This is a genomic window from Flavobacterium sp. Root186, from assembly GCF_001428525.1.
Taxonomy (GTDB): domain Bacteria; phylum Bacteroidota; class Bacteroidia; order Flavobacteriales; family Flavobacteriaceae; genus Flavobacterium.
The window spans coordinates 45319-64145 of the sequence record NZ_LMHW01000013.1 but is presented as its reverse complement, the minus strand read 5'-3'; the positions used below and the strand labels follow the sequence as shown (position 1 = coordinate 64145).

The 18827-nt window shown below is 36.2% G+C and carries 19 protein-coding genes and 1 pseudogene; 11 read left to right on the top strand and 9 right to left on the bottom strand.

Annotated elements, in window-relative coordinates; translation table 11 throughout:
- Positions 1–48: 48 nt before the first annotated feature.
- The 9 genes from ASD98_RS13555 to ric are packed head-to-tail and all read right to left on the bottom strand — an operon-like array spanning position 49 to position 6936.
- Positions 49–483 (bottom strand): Rrf2 family transcriptional regulator, encoded by a 435-nt coding sequence (locus tag ASD98_RS13555; protein WP_056205579.1) that lies wholly within the window; start codon positions 481–483, stop codon positions 49–51.
- 33 nt (positions 484–516) lie between these two features.
- Complete coding sequence (locus ASD98_RS13550; protein ID WP_056205577.1) at positions 517–966, bottom strand: CopD family protein; 450 nt, start codon at positions 964–966, stop codon at positions 517–519.
- A complete protein-coding gene (locus ASD98_RS13545) occupies positions 963–2174 on the bottom strand; it encodes a hypothetical protein (RefSeq protein ID WP_056205575.1) in 1212 nt (403 codons plus the stop codon). The genes ASD98_RS13550 and ASD98_RS13545 overlap by 4 nt, the downstream gene beginning before the upstream one ends.
- Before the next feature lie 48 nt (positions 2175–2222).
- Complete coding sequence (locus ASD98_RS13540) at positions 2223–2669, bottom strand: hypothetical protein (RefSeq protein WP_056205573.1); 447 nt, start codon at positions 2667–2669, stop codon at positions 2223–2225.
- 11 nt (positions 2670–2680) lie between these two features.
- Complete coding sequence (locus ASD98_RS13535) at positions 2681–3145, bottom strand: hemerythrin domain-containing protein (protein ID WP_056205570.1); 465 nt, start codon at positions 3143–3145, stop codon at positions 2681–2683.
- 35 nt (positions 3146–3180) lie between these two features.
- Entirely contained in the window at positions 3181–3870 is a 690-nt protein-coding gene (locus ASD98_RS13530) for an anaerobic ribonucleoside-triphosphate reductase activating protein (protein WP_056205568.1), read from the bottom strand.
- Positions 3854–4018 (bottom strand): anaerobic ribonucleoside-triphosphate reductase, encoded by a 165-nt coding sequence (gene nrdD / locus ASD98_RS24495; protein WP_128414841.1) that lies wholly within the window; start codon positions 4016–4018, stop codon positions 3854–3856. Before nrdD ends, ASD98_RS13530 begins: the two co-directional genes overlap by 17 nt.
- Before the next feature lie 50 nt (positions 4019–4068).
- Positions 4069–6174: a ribonucleoside triphosphate reductase gene (locus ASD98_RS13525; protein WP_056205566.1), complete on the bottom strand. Its 2106-nt coding sequence runs from the start codon at positions 6172–6174 to the stop codon at positions 4069–4071.
- Positions 6175–6207: 33 nt separating this feature from the next.
- The gene (ric, locus tag ASD98_RS13520; protein ID WP_056205564.1) at positions 6208–6936 is read right to left on the bottom strand and encodes an iron-sulfur cluster repair di-iron protein; all 729 of its coding nucleotides are present in this window, start codon (positions 6934–6936) and stop codon (positions 6208–6210) included.
- Positions 6937–7308: 372 nt separating this feature from the next.
- Here ric and nirK point away from each other — a divergent pair, with 372 nt between their 5' ends.
- The 11 genes and pseudogenes from nirK to ASD98_RS13470 all read left to right on the top strand — a co-directional run bounded on the left by nirK (position 7309) and on the right by ASD98_RS13470 (position 18818).
- Positions 7309–8793: a copper-containing nitrite reductase gene (gene nirK / locus ASD98_RS13515; RefSeq protein ID WP_056205561.1), complete on the top strand. Its 1485-nt coding sequence runs from the start codon at positions 7309–7311 to the stop codon at positions 8791–8793.
- Between the two features lie 94 nt (positions 8794–8887).
- A complete protein-coding gene (locus ASD98_RS13510) occupies positions 8888–9586 on the top strand; it encodes a formylglycine-generating enzyme family protein (RefSeq protein WP_242412112.1) in 699 nt (232 codons plus the stop codon).
- A gap of 24 nt (positions 9587–9610) precedes the next feature.
- The gene (locus ASD98_RS13505; protein WP_056205559.1) at positions 9611–10198 is read left to right on the top strand and encodes an SCO family protein; all 588 of its coding nucleotides are present in this window, start codon (positions 9611–9613) and stop codon (positions 10196–10198) included.
- Positions 10199–10221: 23 nt separating this feature from the next.
- Positions 10222–11499 carry an alginate export family protein gene (locus ASD98_RS13500; RefSeq protein ID WP_056205557.1) on the top strand — a complete coding sequence of 426 codons (1278 nt, stop codon included), beginning with the start codon at positions 10222–10224 and terminating at the stop codon, positions 11497–11499.
- Between the two features lie 242 nt (positions 11500–11741).
- Entirely contained in the window at positions 11742–13223 is a 1482-nt protein-coding gene (locus tag ASD98_RS13495; protein WP_056205555.1) for a nitrate/nitrite transporter, read from the top strand.
- Positions 13224–13481: 258 nt separating this feature from the next.
- Positions 13482–14531, top strand: coding sequence for a hypothetical protein (locus ASD98_RS13490; RefSeq protein WP_056205554.1), 1050 nt, complete (start codon positions 13482–13484; stop codon positions 14529–14531).
- A 74-nt stretch (positions 14532–14605) separates the two neighbouring features.
- On the top strand, positions 14606–16822 hold the full coding sequence (locus ASD98_RS13485) for a molybdopterin oxidoreductase family protein (RefSeq protein ID WP_056205552.1): 2217 nt from the start codon (positions 14606–14608) through the stop codon (positions 16820–16822).
- Positions 16823–16839: 17 nt separating this feature from the next.
- The gene (locus tag ASD98_RS13480; RefSeq protein ID WP_056205550.1) at positions 16840–17409 is read left to right on the top strand and encodes a 4Fe-4S dicluster domain-containing protein; all 570 of its coding nucleotides are present in this window, start codon (positions 16840–16842) and stop codon (positions 17407–17409) included.
- A gap of 5 nt (positions 17410–17414) precedes the next feature.
- Positions 17415–17933 (top strand): Rieske (2Fe-2S) protein, encoded by a 519-nt coding sequence (locus tag ASD98_RS13475; RefSeq protein ID WP_056205548.1) that lies wholly within the window; start codon positions 17415–17417, stop codon positions 17931–17933.
- A gap of 19 nt (positions 17934–17952) precedes the next feature.
- Entirely contained in the window at positions 17953–18207 is a 255-nt protein-coding gene (locus tag ASD98_RS23715) for a DUF6755 family protein (RefSeq protein WP_082577852.1), read from the top strand.
- Positions 18208–18255: 48 nt separating this feature from the next.
- A pseudogene (locus tag ASD98_RS13470) lies at positions 18256–18818 on the top strand (helix-turn-helix domain-containing protein).
- Positions 18819–18827: the final 9 nt, after the last annotated feature.

Genomic DNA, 18827 nt, shown 5'->3' with positions numbered 1-18827 from the left:
CGTTTTTCGGAAATCCAATCAAACAAAGCTTTCATTATGACACTAAAATTAATACCTAAGGAAGGTGTCTCCCGATTTAATACCCAAAGCCAATTCTTCCAGATTTGTATTTTCAAGCGTGAAAACCAAATCATTGCGAATAGATATAAATTTATCGTGCATCGGACAAGGATGGTCTTCAGAACAATTACTTAATCCTAATGCACAACCGGTCAAAATGCGATTGCCATCCAAAGAATTAACTATTTGAGCTAATGTAATTTCTTTCATATTCTCTTTGGAAATTTCAAAACCTCCGCCCACTCCTTTTATAGATTTAATAATATTGTCTCGCGATAGGATTTGAAGAATTTTGGCTGTAAAAGCCTCCGGAGAATCGATTTTTTTGGCAATTTCTTTCAAGCCGATGCGATTGTCCTGATAGGATTGAAAAGCAATAAAAATAGCTGCACGAATGCCATATTCACATGTTTTAGAGAACATAATTTTTTTTTTGTAATGTATAAATCATATAAATCAAAGCCCGCCATAACGCACAAAAGATCCAAAAACAACCATCAAAACCCCAATTATGGTAACCAATAGAATATGAAAGGTCATTTCAGGTAACTTCTCAGCATTTTTTTCAAGTTTTGGCAGCACTCTAAATTGAGCACTCAAAGCAAAAAGAACCGTCAATAATAAAAGAGCTAATTTTGTTGAAACAACTTTTTCTATAGGTGTCTCGAACTGAAACCAATATTCGATGCCAACACCATATTTATAGGCCATTAAAATTCCGGTAATGACCAGCAAAACCAGAGCAGTCATGCCAACAGGTTCATACTTTCTTTCATAATCGAGAATTATATTCTGATTTTTTTCTTTTAATGCTTGTGGCAAAAAACCAAAGACAAGCAACAAATGACCACCAACCCAAATGGTGGCACTCAAAAGATGGATGATTAACAATAAATGGTGGCTCATATAGTTTTAGGTTTTAGTTTCACAATTTTAACAGATAGCATTATAAGGCCTGCTGGCATAAAAATACTGGATAAGAATAGATTTTGATAATAATTCGGTAAACTACCTTTACCCAAGAAAAACCAAATGCCCTGAAGAAACAAAAGAATTTCAGTTGTAAAAAATCCGAATAAAAAAATTGCGATTCCCCATGTTTGAATACGGTTTCTCGAATTTAAAAAATCATTTTGTAATGCAAATCCAAACAGGAAACCTGTAATAATTCCCAACATAGTCAAGTGAATGTATCCAATGACAAAATTACGAATCTGATGGGATACCTGTGCCAATTCCGGAAACAAAACCACCAGTTGAATAACGACTTTTAAAGCCAATGAAAACAAAGCAAAACCATAAACTATTTTTGTGATCGTTGGTAAAACAGCAAAAAAGGACTGAAACTGCGGGCGGATAAATTGTATAAAAAGTACCGCAGCATATAGCTGAAGCATTACTCCAAGAGCATTTAACCAATAAAAAACCGGGTTAGGCAAATACCAACTTACCGGCAAAGCCAATGTTAAAAAAGTAGAAGCAACAAATAAATTATAAAATATCCTGAATTTTTTAGCTTCAATAATAAGTTTTGCCTGTTTGAAAAACAAAGCCAAAATGGCAAACAGGAACCAGCCATTAAATTGAAAATGAAGAAAAAACTGAATCGCAATTTGATAAAAAGCGCTTGCTTTACCTAACAATGAAACTGCAGGACCCAGGCACCAGACACCCAAACTAGAAAAAATCATGAAAAACAAAGCCGCACGAAGCAGCTTTTTTTCAGCCAGAGTTGTTGGATTGGCATCCTTTATAATTAAATAAAAAAAATAGTAGCTGCAAAAAATATGCAAAGTCGAAAAAAGAATAGAAACAAAAGCATACCCTTGAGCAGGAAAATCAATTATCATTCCGACTACGGCCAGTTCTGTTATCCAAAATAATTGGTTGTAGATGGGTTTTTGCTGTTTTTCTTTTGGAACAAAAAAATGAAAAATCAAACAGTACAACATCATATAGACCCAACCTAACATCGCCACGTGTGAATGGCCGTGCATTAAAAACTGAAAATTGACTCCGGCGATCGGTGCAACATACATCCATCGAAGCAACAGTCCCATCAATGAAGCGATGAAAAAATTACAAAAAGTACAGAGTAACCAACTCTTCTTCATGATTTTATAAAGGATTTAATTCTTGATGCTTAAAAGTGTGTTCATGCTTTAAATAAAAAAAAGCTTATATTGTTCTAAATGAACCAGGATCTCTTTTTTAATTTCAGCTTTATTGGAATCCTCAAGATTATCAATTTTTAATTTTAACGGAATCAAATAGTTGTGTAACTGAATGTGGGCTTCACCTTTCATTGTACATTTTTTAAAAATCATGGCAAATTCAGATTTCAGTTTCTCTTTCAAAATCAATGCGCTTTCTTCTTCTCCTGATTCCAGAATTATTTTTTGTAAAGTAGTAATCCCGTCAGTAGTTTCTGGGTTGGCTACCCATAATTGTCCTTTGTTCAGGCCCACTTCCGCGGCTGTTTCGGTATTTTTTTCCGAAACTGAATTTATTTCATTTGCTTCTTTCGATGTTTGATCTTCTTTGTTTTTTTGGCATGATCCGATAGATACAATGGCCAATAAAAATAATACTAGTTTTATTTTTTTCATTTTGTAAAATTTTAGCTCCAAAAATCAGCATCTTCATTTTCTATAAAAGCTTCCTTTGAATGTATTTCTTCTATTTTTTTTAATTGTTCCTTTGTGGCTGCTTTTTGAATTTCAGCAAATAAAACACGCTCTTCAAAACGGATATGAGAGTCTAACTCTTTTTCGATTCTTTTTAAATTTATTTCCAGATCCGAAGTACTTTCAAATAATTCGTTTAACGTTCTGTGTTCTTTCAAAGCCTGCTCAATGAGCGCGTCATGTGCTTCTAAGATCGTGAAAACGTATTTTTCCTCCAGCTCAAAATGCGTCTTTAAATAAATTTCATAAAACCAATCGACGTATTTTTTGATGCGCTGCAGGTCAATATTTTTCGCCATTCCAGTTTTAATTTTCCAGCAAAGCAGCAGACCATGATGGTGGTCGTGGCTTAAAGGCCTTAATTCCGGAGCTCTTTTGATGGGAGTAGTTGATTTCATTTGCTTAAAATTGATTGATTTAAAAAAATAAATTACTATCCTCTAAAATGAATTTTAATTTTCTCTGTACCAATATTTTGGTTTTCCAATTCTTTAAAAGAATGCCCAAGTTTTTCTATTGTCGAGGATCCATTAATAAAATGCTGAATGTAATAATTTCCTGAATATCCCAAATTTTCCAGAAAAAACACCATTTCCTGGATATCTCTTTTGTTTAATAAATCAGAGTGCACTGTTGTACGAACTTCAAAAGGTACTGTATGATGAAGCAATAAAAGTAATGATTTTGCAAAGGGAATGAAAAGTTTTGATTGGGTTATCTTTGCAAATTTCGCAGGCATTGCTTTAAAATCAAGTGCTACATAATTAATGAGTCCTTTTTGAATCAGTTCTTCCAATATATCCGGCCGTGATCCATTGGTGTCAATTTTGATCAAAAAACCCATTTTTTTGACTTCTTTAATAAACGAAACAGCCTTTTTATGTAACAGACATTCACCTCCGCTAAAAACTACGGCGTCCAATAGATTAACCCTGCTTTTGAGGAATTGAAGTGCTTTATCAAAAGTAATACGTCCTTTTCCGTATACAATCTCTGGATTATAGCAATACAAACACCGCATATTACAGCCTGCAAACCAAAAAATGCAAGCTGATTGGTGCGGATAATCTAATAAAGTAAACGGTGTAATACTGTAAATAGGGGCACTAACATTTTGCTTCATTGAAATGGGTTCGCTGTTTGTGTTCACCTTTTTTTCCGATATTAAAACTTTCTACGGGTCTGTGATAGCCCATTACTCTTGTGTACACCAGGCATTTGGTGCGAACTTCTTGATTTTGTTCTAAAATCGCGTTGGTTGTTAGTTTCATATTTGCTGTTTTTTAGTTATGAATTGTGTAAAATTTGCGGTGTGGTTTTTTCAAATCTCTATAAGCTTTGTTTTTTCTTCAATGATAATTTCATCGCATTTTGGGCAATATTCATGCTCTCCGTTTAGATAGCCATGAACAGGGCAAACACTAAATACAGGTGTTACTGTGATGTAAGGCAATTTAAAATTAGTAATCACTTTTTTTACAAAATTTTTGCAAGCTTCAGGTGAGCTTATTCTTTCGCTCATATACAAATGCAAAACGGTTCCTCCTGTGTATTTGCATTGCAATTGGTCCTGAAGCATCAAAGCTTCAAATGGATCCTGGGTAAAATCTACAGGGATTTGGGAACTATTTGTGTAGTAAATATTTTTTTCTGCTCCCGCCTGAATAATATCGTCAAAACGTTTTTTATCCTCTTTGGCAAATCGGTATGTCGTTCCTTCTGCCGGAGTGGCTTCTAAATTATAAAGATTTCCAGTTTCTTCCTGATACTGCTTCATTCTGTCCCGGATGTGTTCCAGAATTTCAGAAGCAAGTTCAATACCAGTTTCAGAAGTTATGTCGTCTTCATTATGGGTAAAATTCTGTATCATTTCGTTCATTCCGTTTACACCAATAGTTGAAAAGTGATTTCTGAAATGTTGTAAATACCGTTTGGTGTAGGGATACAATCCACGATCGTACATTCCCTGAATAAAAGTTCTTTTTTTCTCTAAAGTTGATTTGGAAATCAATAAAAGCTTGTCCAATTGTTGAAATAAAGCTGCTTTGTTTCCTTTGAATAAATAACCTAAACGAGCCATATTAATAGTTACCACGCCAATACTTCCTGTCATTTCAGCGCTTCCAAAAAGTCCGTTTCCACGTTTTAGTAGTTCGCGCAAATCGAGTTGCAAACGGCAGCACATACTGCGAACAGCATTGGGCTTGTAGGCATTTTCATTTTCTATTTGATTGCCATTTTCGTCCAAAACATATTGGCTTCCAATGAAATTTTGAAAATAAGAAGAACCAATTTTCGCTGTGTTTTCAAAAAGCAGGTTTGTGTTCTCTCCATCCCAGTCAAATTCTTCGGTAATATTAACCGTTGGAATAGGGAAGGTAAAGGGCTGCCCATTGGCATCACCTTCTGTCATTACGGTATAATACGCTTTATTGATTAGATTCATTTCTTTTTGAAAATGCTCGTATCGTAAATTAGTAACTTCAGAAACTCCTCTGCTTTTAGCCCTTGTCAATAGGTCTGTACTATTGTTCTTTTCAAAAATATGACAATCATTTTTAGTCGGAATTTGTGCTTTTAAATCGTCAGGAACAACCCAGTCTAAAGTGATATTAGTAAAGGGAGATTGTCCCCAGCGTGCGGGAACATTCAGGTTGTACACAAAACTTCGTACCGCTTTTAAAACGTCATCATAAAGGAGATCGTCTTTGAATACATAAGGAGCCAAATAGGTGTCAAAAGAACTAAAGGCTTGTGCACCTGCCCATTCGCTTTGCAAAATCCCCAGAAAATTTGCCATCTGTCCTAAAGCTTCCCTAAAATGAGATGGCGGTTTGCTTTCCACCCGGCCTCTGACTCCATTGAAACCTTCATTTAACAATACACGCAAACTCCAACCCGCACAATAGCCCGTGAGGCAATCCAAATCGTGAATGTGAATATCACCATTGCGGTGTGCATAGCCTTCTTCTTTAGAATACACTTTATCCAGCCAATAATTTGCGATAACTTTTCCTGCTACATTGCTAACCAATCCTGCGTTCGAATAAGAGGTGTTGGCGTTGGCGTTGATCCGCCAATCTGTTTGTTGTATGTATTCTTCAATCGTTTGGGTGCTGTCGACATAAGTTGTATCATCATTCAATCCTTCAAGATGTTCGCGTTGCAGCTTTCTGGTGTGTCGGTATAGCATAAAGGAGCGCATGGCATCAAAATGGTTTTTATCGAATAATTTTTTTTCGATTACATCCTGAATTTCTTCAACAGACCATACTTCTTTGTTTTCGAGTTGTATAGCCACACTTTCAAAAACACTTTCATCAACAGCTATAGAGACACTCTGAAAAGTTTTTTCAATTGCATCTTTGATCTTATAACTTTCAAATGGCTGATACTTTCCATTTCTTTTGATGACATAATTTTCCATAGTTGTTAGTTCTTAGTGATTGAAAGCTACTTATTATTGAGCTGTAAAGTCTTTTTCAAGTTTGGCAGCTTTTGGAAATAAAATATTATTCTCCAAATGAATGTGTTTATGCAAATCCTGCTCAAATTCTTCTAGCATTGCAAACGTAACTTTATAAGTATTACAGCCATCGGCTGGCGGTGTATAATTGTTAGTTAATTCTGCTATTTTTCTAAAACGGACACCTTCGGCGTCGTGCTCGTGCATCATCATAGCAATTGGATTTTGAATTGTTTCAAAATGAGGCAGCTCAATTAATTCATCAGATAGAGTAGCATGAACCATTTTTTTTATAAATGGGAACAAAATCAGCTCTTCTTTTTTCATATGTTGTGCCAATTCTCCTGCGCAGCCTTTAAAAAGCTCATTTATTAATAATAGTTCAGGATGTTTTGCGCCATGCACTCTGCTGAGCTTATCTAAAAACTGCAGCAGTATTGGTGTTTTTTCTGATACATATCTGTGATGCGTTTTTTCAATATAATCAGCCAATAAATCAATCGGCCAGGCATTGTAATCAATTCCTGAATCGCTTTTTGATGATAGAACTGTTTCAATTTCCTGTAATAAAACATCTGCAGTCACTGCTTTTTTCTGGCAGGCTTCTTCAATGCTTCTGTTTCCGTTACAGCAAAAATCTATTCCGTATTTTGAGAACAAGGCTGCTGTTCTAAAATCTTTTGCCACGTATTCTCCGATTGTAATTTGTTCTAAAGTTTCCATAATTTTTATTTAGATTATAATTTGTAAATGATTAAACGATGATGATCTTAATAAAAGAGTATTTTGTCTTTTAATTAAACACACTTCATCATTTATTTTGTTATCCAGTTGTCTTATTATTATTTAATGTATTATTTGATATTGTAAAATTCGTATAATTATAAAATGCAGAATATGATTTAAATCATAAGACTGCATTTTTTTAAATATTTTTTTAAAGTGACCTTAACCATTTTTATTTTTAAAGGAAAATAGTCAGCTGTAAATATCTTTTCTTTTGGAGTTTTTTAAAAATAGTGAATATGACAAATATCATAATAAAGGATATTTTTATCCTTTATTTTTACACTATAAATTTCAAACCAAAATAATATGAAAACCAGTGTTAAATTAAACAGACAAATAAGGGGGTTTTTTATAATGTTGCTTGTTTTAGTCGGATTTTTTTCTTGCAAAAGAGGAAGCGATGAAGCAAAAAATTATCAAAATATTGAGGCCAAAGGGCAGCAAACTGCCGAACTCACGGCGCCTCCGTTTGTTCCGAAAGCAGTAGGAGACCGTGAAGCTACAAAATTAGTGGTCAATATGGAAATTAAGGAAATTGAAGGAGAAATGGTAGATGGTGTAAAATATACTTATTGGACTTTTGGGGGTTCTGTTCCCGGAAGTTTTATCAGAACCAGAGTGGGTGATGAAGTAGAATTTCACCTAAAAAACCATCCGGATAACAAAATGCCTCACAATATTGATTTACACGCGGTAACCGGACCAGGAGGAGGAGCAACCTCATCGTTGGTTGCCCCAGGTCACGAAAAAGTGTTTAGTTTCAAAACCTTAAATCCCGGTTTATACGTGTATCATTGTGCTACAGCACCAGTTGGAATGCATATTGCTAACGGAATGTATGGGTTGATTTTGGTTGAACCAGAAGGAGGCTTGCCACCAGTTGATAAAGAATATTACATCATGCAAGGTGATTTTTACACCAAGGGCAGTTATGGGGAACAAGGTTCTCAACCTTTTGATATGGATAAAGCCATTAAGGAACAAGCTGATTATGTGGTCTTCAATGGGAAAGTTGGAGCTCTCGCCGGAGATAAGTCTTTAACGGCCAAAGTTGGTGAAACTGTCCGTATTTATATGGGAAATGGAGGTCCTAATTTGGTCTCATCTTTCCATGTTATTGGAGAAATTTTCGACAAAGTGCATATTGAAGGAGGGGATATGATCAACGAAAACGTACAAACTACCTTAATACCTGCAGGTGGTTCGGCCATTGTGGAGTTTAAAGTAGATGTTCCGGGAACTTTTATACTGGTAGACCACTCGATTTTTAGGGCCTTTAATAAAGGAGCACTTGGAATGCTGAAAGTTGAAGGCGAGGAAAATAAAAAATTGTATTCTGGAACCATACAAGATGGAATTTATTTACCAGAAGGTGGGACAATTCAAGGTATGCCAAAAGGCAAAGCAGTTCCTAAAACTACTGTTGCAAAAACTGTTCCTGAACAAATTAAAGCCGGTAAAGATTTATTTGACCGTACCTGTTATGCCTGTCACCAATCTGAAGGGCAAGGTATTCCGAATGCTTTTCCTCCATTGGCAAAATCAGATTACCTGAATGCGAATCCAGATAGAGCTATTGGCGCGGTATTGCACGGATTAAGTGGAGAGATCACCGTTAATGGCAAGAAATTCAATAACGTGATGACCAGTCAGAACCTAACTGACGAGCAAGCTGCTGATGTTCTGACATACATATACAACAGTTGGGGCAATAATAAAACAGTAATAACTCCGGCAAAAGTAAAAGCTGTTAGAGCCAAACCTGCTCCAAAAGTAGCCCAGGAACATTAGAATAAATCAAAAAAAGTAAAAGATGGCAGTATTTAAAACAATATCAATCCTATTTATATTCTGTGTAAGTTCTCTTTTTGCTCAACAAGAAAAAATGGCATCCATAAAGGGCGGTAGTTTTGTGCCCCTTTATGGTGCTACTTCTGAAAAACCGGTCAACATACCTTCTTTTACTATTGATGTGTATCCAGTTACCAATATACAATTTCTTGCTTTTATCAAAAAATACCCAGAGTATAGTCGCTCTAAAATCAAAGGAATTTTTGCAGATCAAAGTTATCTGGCACAATGGACAAGTGATTTCGATTATGGTTTAAAGAATTTAAACAATGCCCCGGTTACCAATGTTTCCTGGTTTGCTGCCAAAAAATATTGCGAATGTCAAGGCAAAAGACTGCCAACAATGGACGAATGGGAATATGTAGCCATGGCCGATGAAAAACGTATTGATGCACGTTCTAAAAAAGAATTCAATAAATACATTTTGTCGTGGTATGAGAAGCCAAAAACCTATTTAAACCCTGTAGGTCAAACATTCAGGAATTACTGGGGGGTTTATGACATGCACGGTTTGGTGTGGGAATGGACAGGCGATTTCAATAGTATCTTTCTGTCAGGGGAGTCCCGAAAAGATAAAGCTACAGATAAGAATCTTTTTTGCGGCAGCGGATCCGTAAATGCCACCGATTTAATGGATTATGCGGCTTTTATGCGCTATGCTTTCAGAAGCAGCCTGAAAGCAAATTATACAACCAAAAACTTAGGTTTTCGCTGTGCCAAAGATTTAAAATAGATTCTAAACCATTTATATAAAAAAATGAAAAAACTGTTCCTGGGATTAACATTAGTCCTTTTAGTTTTACAGGGATGTAATACTAATAAAAAATCCGAAGATAAACCGGTTTCAGATTTATCCATATACAATCTGCCTTCAAAATGGACCAATCAAAATGGGCAAAATCTTGAAATGAAGGATTTAAAAGGCAAAGTGCTCGTTATGGTAATGATTTATACTTCCTGCAAGGCAGCTTGTCCCAGACTAGTGGCCGATATGCGAAATATAGAATCTCGTTTGTCTGAGAAAATCAAACCCGATGTAAAGTTCCTATTGGTAAGCATAGATCCGGAAGTTGATACTCCGGCACGATTAAAAGAATTTGCTATTGCTAATAAAATGGATGGGGGACAATGGGAATTTTTGAGATCTACAGAAGAAAATACCCGAGAGTTTGCAGCGGTTTTGGCAGTCAACTACAAGAAAATTGCTCCTTTAGATTTTTCGCATTCTAACATAATAAGTGTTTTTAATGCCGAAGGGGAATTAACATTTCAGCAAGAAGGTTTGGGTGTAAATTCTGAGGCAACGATTAAAAAAATCACTGAAGAAGCTACAAAGATAGAGTAAACTTATTCCTTAAAACTTACAAAATGAAAATCTTGAAAATTATTGTTATAACACTTTTACCAGTGTTCAGCAGTATTGCTTTTGCTCAGGAACTGGATGCAAATTTACAGATCAGACCTCGTTACGAGTTTAGAAATGGCTATAAAGCCCCAATTCCTTATGGAGAAACGGCAGCTCAATTTGTTTCATCCAGAACTCGTTTGAATCTGAACTTCAGGCAAGATCAATTTATTACCAGACTTAGTATGCAAAATGTTCGTGTTTGGGGAGATGTGCCCACAAATACCAAATCAGATGTAAACGGGATTCAGTTATATGAAGCCTGGGTGCAATATAACTTTAGTGAAAAATGGAGTGCGCGTTTAGGCCGTCAGGTGATTTCGTATGACAATCAACGCATTTTTGGTGAAGTCGATTGGGCACAACAAGCGCAAAGTCACGATGCTGCGATAACAACTTTTAAAAGTAACAAAAACCATCTGGATGTAGCAATTGCATATAATGCAAATGCTGAAACCGAACTTGCAACACCTTATACGGTACTAAATTACAAATCGATGCAATATGCCTGGTACCATACTGAATTAGGAAAAATAAAGATGAGTTTCTTGTTTTTAAATACAGGTTATGAAAATAAATTAACAGCTCCGGTTCCAACACCAACACCCGAATTGAAAGTAGATTACATGCAGACTTTTGGGACGTATTGGAAAAGCAAAGGAAAATCCTGGGACGGGGATTTATGGTTTTATGGACAAACAGGAAAAAATGCAACTAATACAGTAAATGCTTTTGACGTAGCTCTTAATTTTAATTATAAGCTGACCGATAAGTTTACAGCTGGTTTTGGATACGAATATCTCTCCGGAAAGAGCCAGGAAAATACTAGTTCAGCAATAAAATCCTTTCATCCTGTTTTTGGAACCAATCATGCCTTCAATGGCTATATGGATTATTTCTATGTCGGAAATCATAAAAACTCGGTTGGTTTAAAGGATGCTTTTTTGAAATTTGCATACAATGTCAACAAATGGAAATTTGCGTTATTTCCCCATGTTTTTAATGCTGCGAATACCGTTTTGGATGCTAATGGAAATGAAATGAAAAATTATCTTGGTACGGAAATCGATTTTACATTTGGCTATTCAGCGCATAAATTTGTGAATGTAACGGGAGGTTATTCCCAAATGTTTGCTACCGATGCCATGCAAAGATTGAAAGATGGCCACGTTGATCACGTTAACAATTGGGCGTGGGTAATGATTAATGTAAATCCTCAGATTTTTTCTCATAAAAAATAATTTTTAATTCACTTGAAAGCTGTCTAGAATACTTAATTTTAAAAAGTTTTGCATAACCCCAATGGCTGATTGGATTAGTATTTGTTTTTTTTTATTTTGTGAAATGCTGGGTTTTATAGCTTATTTTTATTACTTTAATCTTTATTTTCTGGTTATTTTGAGTTGAAAACAATAAATGATTTATATCATGTTTTAGGATTACGGACTATTTTATCTTTGTTTAAGAATTAATTAAAGTAAGTATGAGCAATTTATCACAATCACACAGAATATTATTTTTAAACACACTTGCTTTTGCAGTCTGTTTTGCCTGTTGGACTTTAAATGGTGTTTTAGTCACATTTTTAGTGGATCAGGAAATTTTTGATTGGAATGTAGTTCAAATCGGGTGGTTACTGGGAATTCCAATACTTACAGGCTCGCTCATGCGGTTACCAATGGGGATTTTAACAGATAAATATGGAGGTCGCGTGGTCTATTCTGCTTTGCTGATTTTGGCATCTATTCCATTGTTTTTGCTTCCTTTTGCTGCTAATTTTTGGATGTTTGCATTATTGAGCTTTATGTTCGGAATGGTAGGAACAAGTTTTGCTGTTGGTGTGGCCTATACTTCACTATGGTATCCTAAAGAATGGCAAGGACGTGCCTTAGGAATTTTCGGAATGGGTACCGCAGGAGCTTCTATTACTCCCTTTATAGCACCCAGTATGCTGAAATACTTTTCAGAGTCAGATCCCGTAAATGGGTGGAAATATTTGCCTGTTATTTACGGTGTAGTACTGTTGACGATGGGTATTGTTTTTATTCTTTTTTCGAAAACTAAAAAAATAGAAGCCAAAGCAAAAACAGTTAAAGAACTTTTACAACCGCTTAAAGAGGTGCGTGTGTGGCGCTTTGGAACCTATTACTTTTTGCTGTTTGGTTCGTTTGTGTCATTTTCCCAATGGTTGTTGCCTAATTTCATGAATGTTTATCATACAACTTTAATTTTAGGAGGGCTGTTTACTACTTGTTTTAGTTTACCAGCTGGTATTATTCGTGCTTTTGGAGGATTTTTATCCGATAAATTTGGAGCAAGAAAAGTGATGTATTGGGTATTGAGTACTTCGGTAGTGTTGAGTTTTTTACTCTTATTTCCAAAAATGAATATTACTACTTCCGGTAGCGGCTTGATGGCAGCAAAAGCAGGAACGGTTAAACAAGTTTCACCATCTAAAATAGTTATTGGAGAAAAAGAATATTTAGTTACTTCAAAAGATGTTAATGCAGAGCACAATCCGTTTTTTCCATCTAAAAAAACATGGCAGGAAGTTGTTGTAGCAGAAAATCAAAAAGTTCAGAAAAAAGAATTAATTGCAGACGGAATCACGCAAATTCATTTTGAAGCGAATATGTGGGTTTATCTTGTCTTGGTTATTTTAATTGGGACTTGTTGGGGAATTGGTTCGGCAGCAGTTTATAAACACATTCCTGAATATTTTCCAAATCAGGTAGGGGTTATAGGAGGAATGGTTGGAATGATTGGTGGTTTGGGTGGATTTATTGGTCCGATAGTTTTTGGATACCTGCTTGCTTTTACTGGATTTTGGACCAGCTCATGGCTCTTTATCTTTGTTTTATCAATTATTTGTTTGATTTGGATGCACCGTGTAATTGTAAAAGTTACTAAAGAAAAACTACCTGAATTTGCTCAGGATATGGATAGAAAAGACGTTATAGAATAGCCAATGAATAAAATATTTATTAATTTTTATTATAAATTAGAAAGAAATTAATCAATTGATCTTGCAATCGATTAGCTTTTTCCATTTTTTTTGTAAATTAACCGTCTTTAGTAGTACACCATTTTTAAAAGCTGTTTTTATAAATAGTCAGAAAATGAAACCTATTTCATGTATTTGGTTCGGATTGTAATTTGTAAATTAACAGTTATTCTTTAATAATTAAGGTTTAAAAGTGACTTGAAGTAATGATAATTTAAAATGAAAAATAGAAACTACAATATAAAGGCTTTACTAATTGCCGCTTCCATGTCCGTGCTAATGATCATATTAGTATTTTATGGATCCAGAAAACTGCAAAATTTTGATGCGGCATTAATTACGTATTTATTTGGGACAGTATTTGCTTTTTTTGGTATTGTATACCGTTATTCTGTTTGGCTGCAAAGGCCGCCAACGTGGATTTATTTCAAAAGAGGAGTAAGTTACTTGTTTACGGGAAAAGTGTTTTCTCACTTTTGGTTTGCTTCAAAAGAAACAATTGAAAATATTGCTTTCCAGAAATTTATTTATCCCCGGGGCAAATATCGGTGGATGGCGCATTTTATGATTGCCATAGGCTGTACTTCCGCTTTTTTAATTACGATTCCACTGACTTTTGGTTGGATTCATTTTACTATGGCCCCCGATTCAATATCGGTTTACGAAGCACATTTTTTCGGTTTCAAGGTCATGGAATTTAAATTGGGTTCCATTATGGCTTTCCTGACCTTTCATGCCCTGAACTGGTCTTCTTACCTGGTTATATTTGGTTCATTATATTATTTGAGAAGACGTTTGACTAATCCTGGTTTAATTGCTACTCAAACTTTTGAAGGCGATTTATTACCCCTAATTTTATTAATTGCTATTTCCGCTACAGGATTGGGGCTAACCTATTCCTATCAGTTTATGAAAGGTTTTGCATTTGATTTCCTAGCTGTTTTGCATGCAGTAACGGTAATTATGTTCTTAATCTGGATTCCGTTTGGAAAGTTTTTTCATATCATTCAGCGTCCGGCACAGATCGGGGCACACATATATAAAAAGCAGGGAATGAAAATGGGAATGGCAGTTTGTGAGCATACCGGAGAGGAATTCGCTACCAATTTGCATATAAAAGATCTTAAAACGGTAACTAAGGAATTAGGTTTCAATTTTGACAGGCCGGATGGAACATCACATTTAGATTTAAGCCCTGAAGGAAAAAGATCCCGTTTGGCACAAGCCCACTTAAAAGCAAGGCTGGAAGGCGGAAATTTATTTGGCTAATTTTTTTTAGTTGAATTGAAAATTAAAAACAACACTGGCGATTTTTTTATCGCATCGGTTAAAAAATATAAAACATGGCAAAATTACCTGTTTCGGAACAAAACATTATCACGCAATTTGGACCTCATAAAAACTACACACCGAAAGATGGTTATGAGGGCAGGGATGAGCCAGATGAATTGGTAAAAACACATTGTTGTTTTTGTGGAATGCAGTGTGGTATTCAATTGTCGGTTAAAGACAACAAAGTAGTAGGTTTTGAACCCTGGATGGAATTTCCGTTCAACGAAGGCCGATTGTGCCCTAAAGGGGTTCAGCGCTATTTACAGAACAATCATCCGGACCGTCTCTTGTCCCCGCTAAAAAGAGTAGAAGGGCAAGGATTTGTACCAACGTCCTGGGATGATGCGATGGGTAAAACAGTTTCTGAAATTAAAAGGATTCAGGCGCAATATGGAAACGATGCCTTCTCAGTCCTTTCGGGTGTTTCGCTCACCAATGAAAAAAGTTATTTGATGGGTAAGTTCGCCCGTGTCGCTTTAAAAACAAAAAATTTGGATTATAATGGACGCTTGTGTATGGTAAGTGCAGGAGCAGGAAATAAAAAAGCATTTGGTCTGGACCGGGGCTCTAATAACTATTCGGATCTGGAATATGCGGAAGTAATTATTGTGGCTGGTGCCAATGTTAGTGAAACTTTCCCAACATTAACCCACTGGATTTGGAAAGCCAGAGACCGTGGTGCAAAATTGATAGTTATTGACCCAAGAATGATTCCATTAGCCAGAACAGCCGATCTTCATTTGGATGTCCGCCCGGGAACAGATTCGGCTTTGTATGGTGCAATGCTGAAATATTTGGTGGATCATGACATGCTGGATCACGATTTTATTGCCAACCATACCTCAGGTTTTCAGCAGACTATAGATTCCGTAAAAGAGTATACCCTGGAATGGGCAGAGGAAGTTACAGGGATTAAAAAAGAAAAAATTCAACAGGCAGCCGAATTATGGGGCAGAGCCAAAACCAGCTTTTTGCTTCATGCCCGTGGTATTGAGCATCATTCTAAAGGCGTAGATAATGTGTTGGGATGCATTAATTTGGTACTCGCAACAGGAAGAATTGGTAAGCCATATTGCGGTTATGCCACTATTACCGGACAGGGAAATGGGCAAGGCGGTAGAGAGCACGGTCATAAATGCGACCAATTGCCAGGAAATAGGGATATTGAAAATCCGGAACATCGTAAATATATTTCAGAAGTTTGGGGTATTAATGAGAAAGATCTTCCCGGAAAAGGGTTATCGGCTTACGAAATAATCGAAGCCATTCATCGTGGGGAAATCAAAGGGCTATTATCGATTTGTTTTAATCCGTTGGTTTCTTTGCCCAATAGTAATTATGTTCGGGAGGCTTTAGAAAAGTTAGAATTTTATGTTTGCATTGACTTTTTCTTGAACGAAACGGCCCGTCATGCCGATATTGTTTTAGCGGGATCATTACAGGAAGAAGAAGAAGGTACGACCACTTCTGCCGAAGGGCGTGTTATCCGCATCCGTCAGGCAGTAACTCCTCCGGGAGATGCCAGAACCGATACTTCCATTATTTTGGAATTAGCCAAACGCTTAGGCGAAGAGGATAAATTTACCTATGATAGCAGCGAAGCCGTTTTTAACGAATTGCGGGTAGCCTCAAAAGGAGGAACTGCTGATTATTATGGAATTACCTACCAAAGAATTGAAGACGAAATGGGTGTTTTTTGGCCTTGTCCTGAAATAGGACATCCCGGAACACCGCGTTTATGGGAAGATAAAAAATTTAAAACCTCAGATGAAAGGGCTCATTTTAATCCGGCACCGTACAAAGTTCCAGGTGAGGTGCCAGATGCCGATTATCCAATAATTTTGACGACAGGACGTGTGGTTTCTCAATATTTGAGTGGTACACAAACACGAAGAATTGGAAAATTGGTTGATCAGTATCCGGAGCCTTTATTGGAAATTCATCCAAATTTAGCCCAACAATACGGCATCAAACAAAGGGAATTAATAAAAGTTACTACCCGGCGTGGTGAAGGCATTTTTCCTGCAAACATTGTAGAAACGATTCGCGAGGACACGGTTTTTATACCGTACCACTGGTCTGGAAAAAAATCAGCAAACCAATTAACTCCCGGAACATTAGATCCTATTTCTAAAATTCCGGAATTCAAAGTTTGTGCCTGTCATCTGGAACCTTTGCGTGAAATAGCACCACCTTCGAGCGAATCTATGGCTTATGCTAGTGTTTAACAACTAAAAAACAAAAAATGAATTATACCAATTTTAATAAAAATGAAGAGTTTTTTGTAGATATGCAACGTTGCATTGGCTGTAAAGCCTGCGAAATGGCTTGCGCTGAATGCGAAACCAATGGTCAGGAATCTTTAATTCACGTAAATTATGTCGATAGGGCATCAACTGTGCAAACTACTGTACAGGTGTGTATGCATTGTGACGATCCTGTTTGTGCAAATGTATGTCCTGCTGATGCTATTTCAAAAGACGAATTCGGAATTGTTCATACTGCCAATACGGAAAGATGTATTGGTTGTTCGAATTGTGTGATGGCCTGTCCATTTGGCGTGCCTAAAAAAGAAGAGTCCTACGATTTGATGATGAAATGTACGATGTGCTACGACAGAACAAGCGTGGGCAAAAAACCTATGTGTGCTACGGTTTGTCCAAGTGGGGCTTTGTTTTACGGCACCAGAGAGGAAATACAGGAAATGCGTCCAAATAGTTCGCCAGTAAATACTTTCCTTTTTGGAGAAGAGGTAGTGAATACAAAAGTTAATATTATGATGCCAAAAGGCAGTAATCAATTAATAATTTATTAGAATTCATGTCTAAAGAAGATAATTTAAATAAAAACTGGAAAAAAGATTTTCCAATCGAAAAACAACAGGCAACCAATGTGAGCCGCCGTGACTTTGCTAAATTCCTCACACTAGTTTCAGGCGGGTTAATGGTTGGAAGTGGTCTGGTGGCAGCCAAAGCGCACCTATTTCCAAAAGATGACCTGGATGGAGAGCACTTTGTATGTAAAAAAGAAGAGGTGCCTGTAGGGGGTACACGTGCTTTTGTTATCGAAGGAAGTACAATCCCTTATATATTGATTCATCTGGAGACGGGAGAATTCAAAGCGTATGAACAAAAATGCACCCATCTTTCCTGCTCTGTTTTTTATAAGCCTGGCACGGGAGTTATTCATTGTCCTTGTCACGAAGGTTCTTTTGACGCTCAAACCGGAGATGTTATCGCTGGCCCCCCGCCCAGAGCTTTGCCTAAATTGGAAGTGCTTTTTAAAGAGAATGCCATTTATGTAAGAGCATCAGAGAATCTGGAAGAGAAACCAGGATAAATCCCTAAAATAAAAAACCATGAGTACTTTTAGAACTAGTCAGAATCAAGCCAATCCAAATAAATTAAACGCGATACTTTCTACTATTATTTTTATATTAATACTAAATGTGACTATTCAAATTTGGTTATTATATGCCGCCTTGAACAATGCTTTGGATAATAATAAAGAAATCCTTATTCCTGCATTTATAGCTTCATTGATATTATTTCTGATAGGAATCGGTTTGCTTTATTACTTACCAATTGGAAATTTGAAGAATAAACGGTTATAAATTTATTTTAGAGTTTCAAATTAATATTTTCTTTAGATGTGAAGCAAAGTGATGTTGCTTATTATAAAAAATATGGTTTGTGACCGCTGTATTATGGTGGTGCAGAATGAATTGGGAAAGTTAGGCTTAAACCTAAAGAGCATAAAGCTGGGGGAGATTACACTTAGCAGCGAACCTACGACTCAAGAATTATTTAAATTGGAAAAAACGCTGCTTACATTAGGATTTGAAATCATTGACGATAAGAGAAACAGAACTGTAGAAAGAATAAAAATATAATTATTGATTTAGTACATCATCAAAAAAATGGTGTAAAAACCAATCTTTCCGATGTATTAAGCGACAAACTTCAACATGATTACAATTATTTGTCCAACCTGTTTTCCGAAGCGCAAGACACCACCATTGAAAAGTACTTCATCGCCCAAAAAATAGAAAAGATAAAAGAACTATTGGTTTATGACGAATTGTCCCTCAGTGAAATTGCATTTCACCTTAATTACTCCAGTGTTGCTTATCTAAGCAACCAGTTCAAAAAGGTAACCGGGCTTACTCCGAGCTATTTCAAGCAAAGACGGGAGGATAAAAGAAAACCATCGGATAAGGTCTAAGTAAATCTT

Coding starts and splice junctions, on each gene's coding strand:
- ASD98_RS13555 (WP_056205579.1), bottom strand. CDS start 483: ATGTTCTCTAAAACATGTGAATATGGCATTCGTGCAGCTATTTTTATT.
- ASD98_RS13550 (WP_056205577.1), bottom strand. CDS start 966: ATGAGCCACCATTTATTGTTAATCATCCATCTTTTGAGTGCCACCATT.
- ASD98_RS13545 (WP_056205575.1), bottom strand. CDS start 2,174: ATGAAGAAGAGTTGGTTACTCTGTACTTTTTGTAATTTTTTCATCGCT.
- ASD98_RS13540 (WP_056205573.1), bottom strand. CDS start 2,669: ATGAAAAAAATAAAACTAGTATTATTTTTATTGGCCATTGTATCTATC.
- ASD98_RS13535 (WP_056205570.1), bottom strand. CDS start 3,145: ATGAAATCAACTACTCCCATCAAAAGAGCTCCGGAATTAAGGCCTTTA.
- ASD98_RS13530 (WP_056205568.1), bottom strand. CDS start 3,870: ATGAAGCAAAATGTTAGTGCCCCTATTTACAGTATTACACCGTTTACT.
- nrdD (WP_128414841.1), bottom strand. CDS start 4,018: ATGAAACTAACAACCAACGCGATTTTAGAACAAAATCAAGAAGTTCGC.
- ASD98_RS13525 (WP_056205566.1), bottom strand. CDS start 6,174: ATGGAAAATTATGTCATCAAAAGAAATGGAAAGTATCAGCCATTTGAA.
- ric (WP_056205564.1), bottom strand. CDS start 6,936: ATGGAAACTTTAGAACAAATTACAATCGGAGAATACGTGGCAAAAGAT.
- nirK (WP_056205561.1), top strand. CDS start 7,309: ATGAAAACCAGTGTTAAATTAAACAGACAAATAAGGGGGTTTTTTATA.
- ASD98_RS13510 (WP_242412112.1), top strand. CDS start 8,888: ATGGCATCCATAAAGGGCGGTAGTTTTGTGCCCCTTTATGGTGCTACT.
- ASD98_RS13505 (WP_056205559.1), top strand. CDS start 9,611: ATGAAAAAACTGTTCCTGGGATTAACATTAGTCCTTTTAGTTTTACAG.
- ASD98_RS13500 (WP_056205557.1), top strand. CDS start 10,222: ATGAAAATCTTGAAAATTATTGTTATAACACTTTTACCAGTGTTCAGC.
- ASD98_RS13495 (WP_056205555.1), top strand. CDS start 11,742: ATGAGCAATTTATCACAATCACACAGAATATTATTTTTAAACACACTT.
- ASD98_RS13490 (WP_056205554.1), top strand. CDS start 13,482: ATGAAAAATAGAAACTACAATATAAAGGCTTTACTAATTGCCGCTTCC.
- ASD98_RS13485 (WP_056205552.1), top strand. CDS start 14,606: ATGGCAAAATTACCTGTTTCGGAACAAAACATTATCACGCAATTTGGA.
- ASD98_RS13480 (WP_056205550.1), top strand. CDS start 16,840: ATGAATTATACCAATTTTAATAAAAATGAAGAGTTTTTTGTAGATATG.
- ASD98_RS13475 (WP_056205548.1), top strand. CDS start 17,415: ATGTCTAAAGAAGATAATTTAAATAAAAACTGGAAAAAAGATTTTCCA.
- ASD98_RS23715 (WP_082577852.1), top strand. CDS start 17,953: ATGAGTACTTTTAGAACTAGTCAGAATCAAGCCAATCCAAATAAATTA.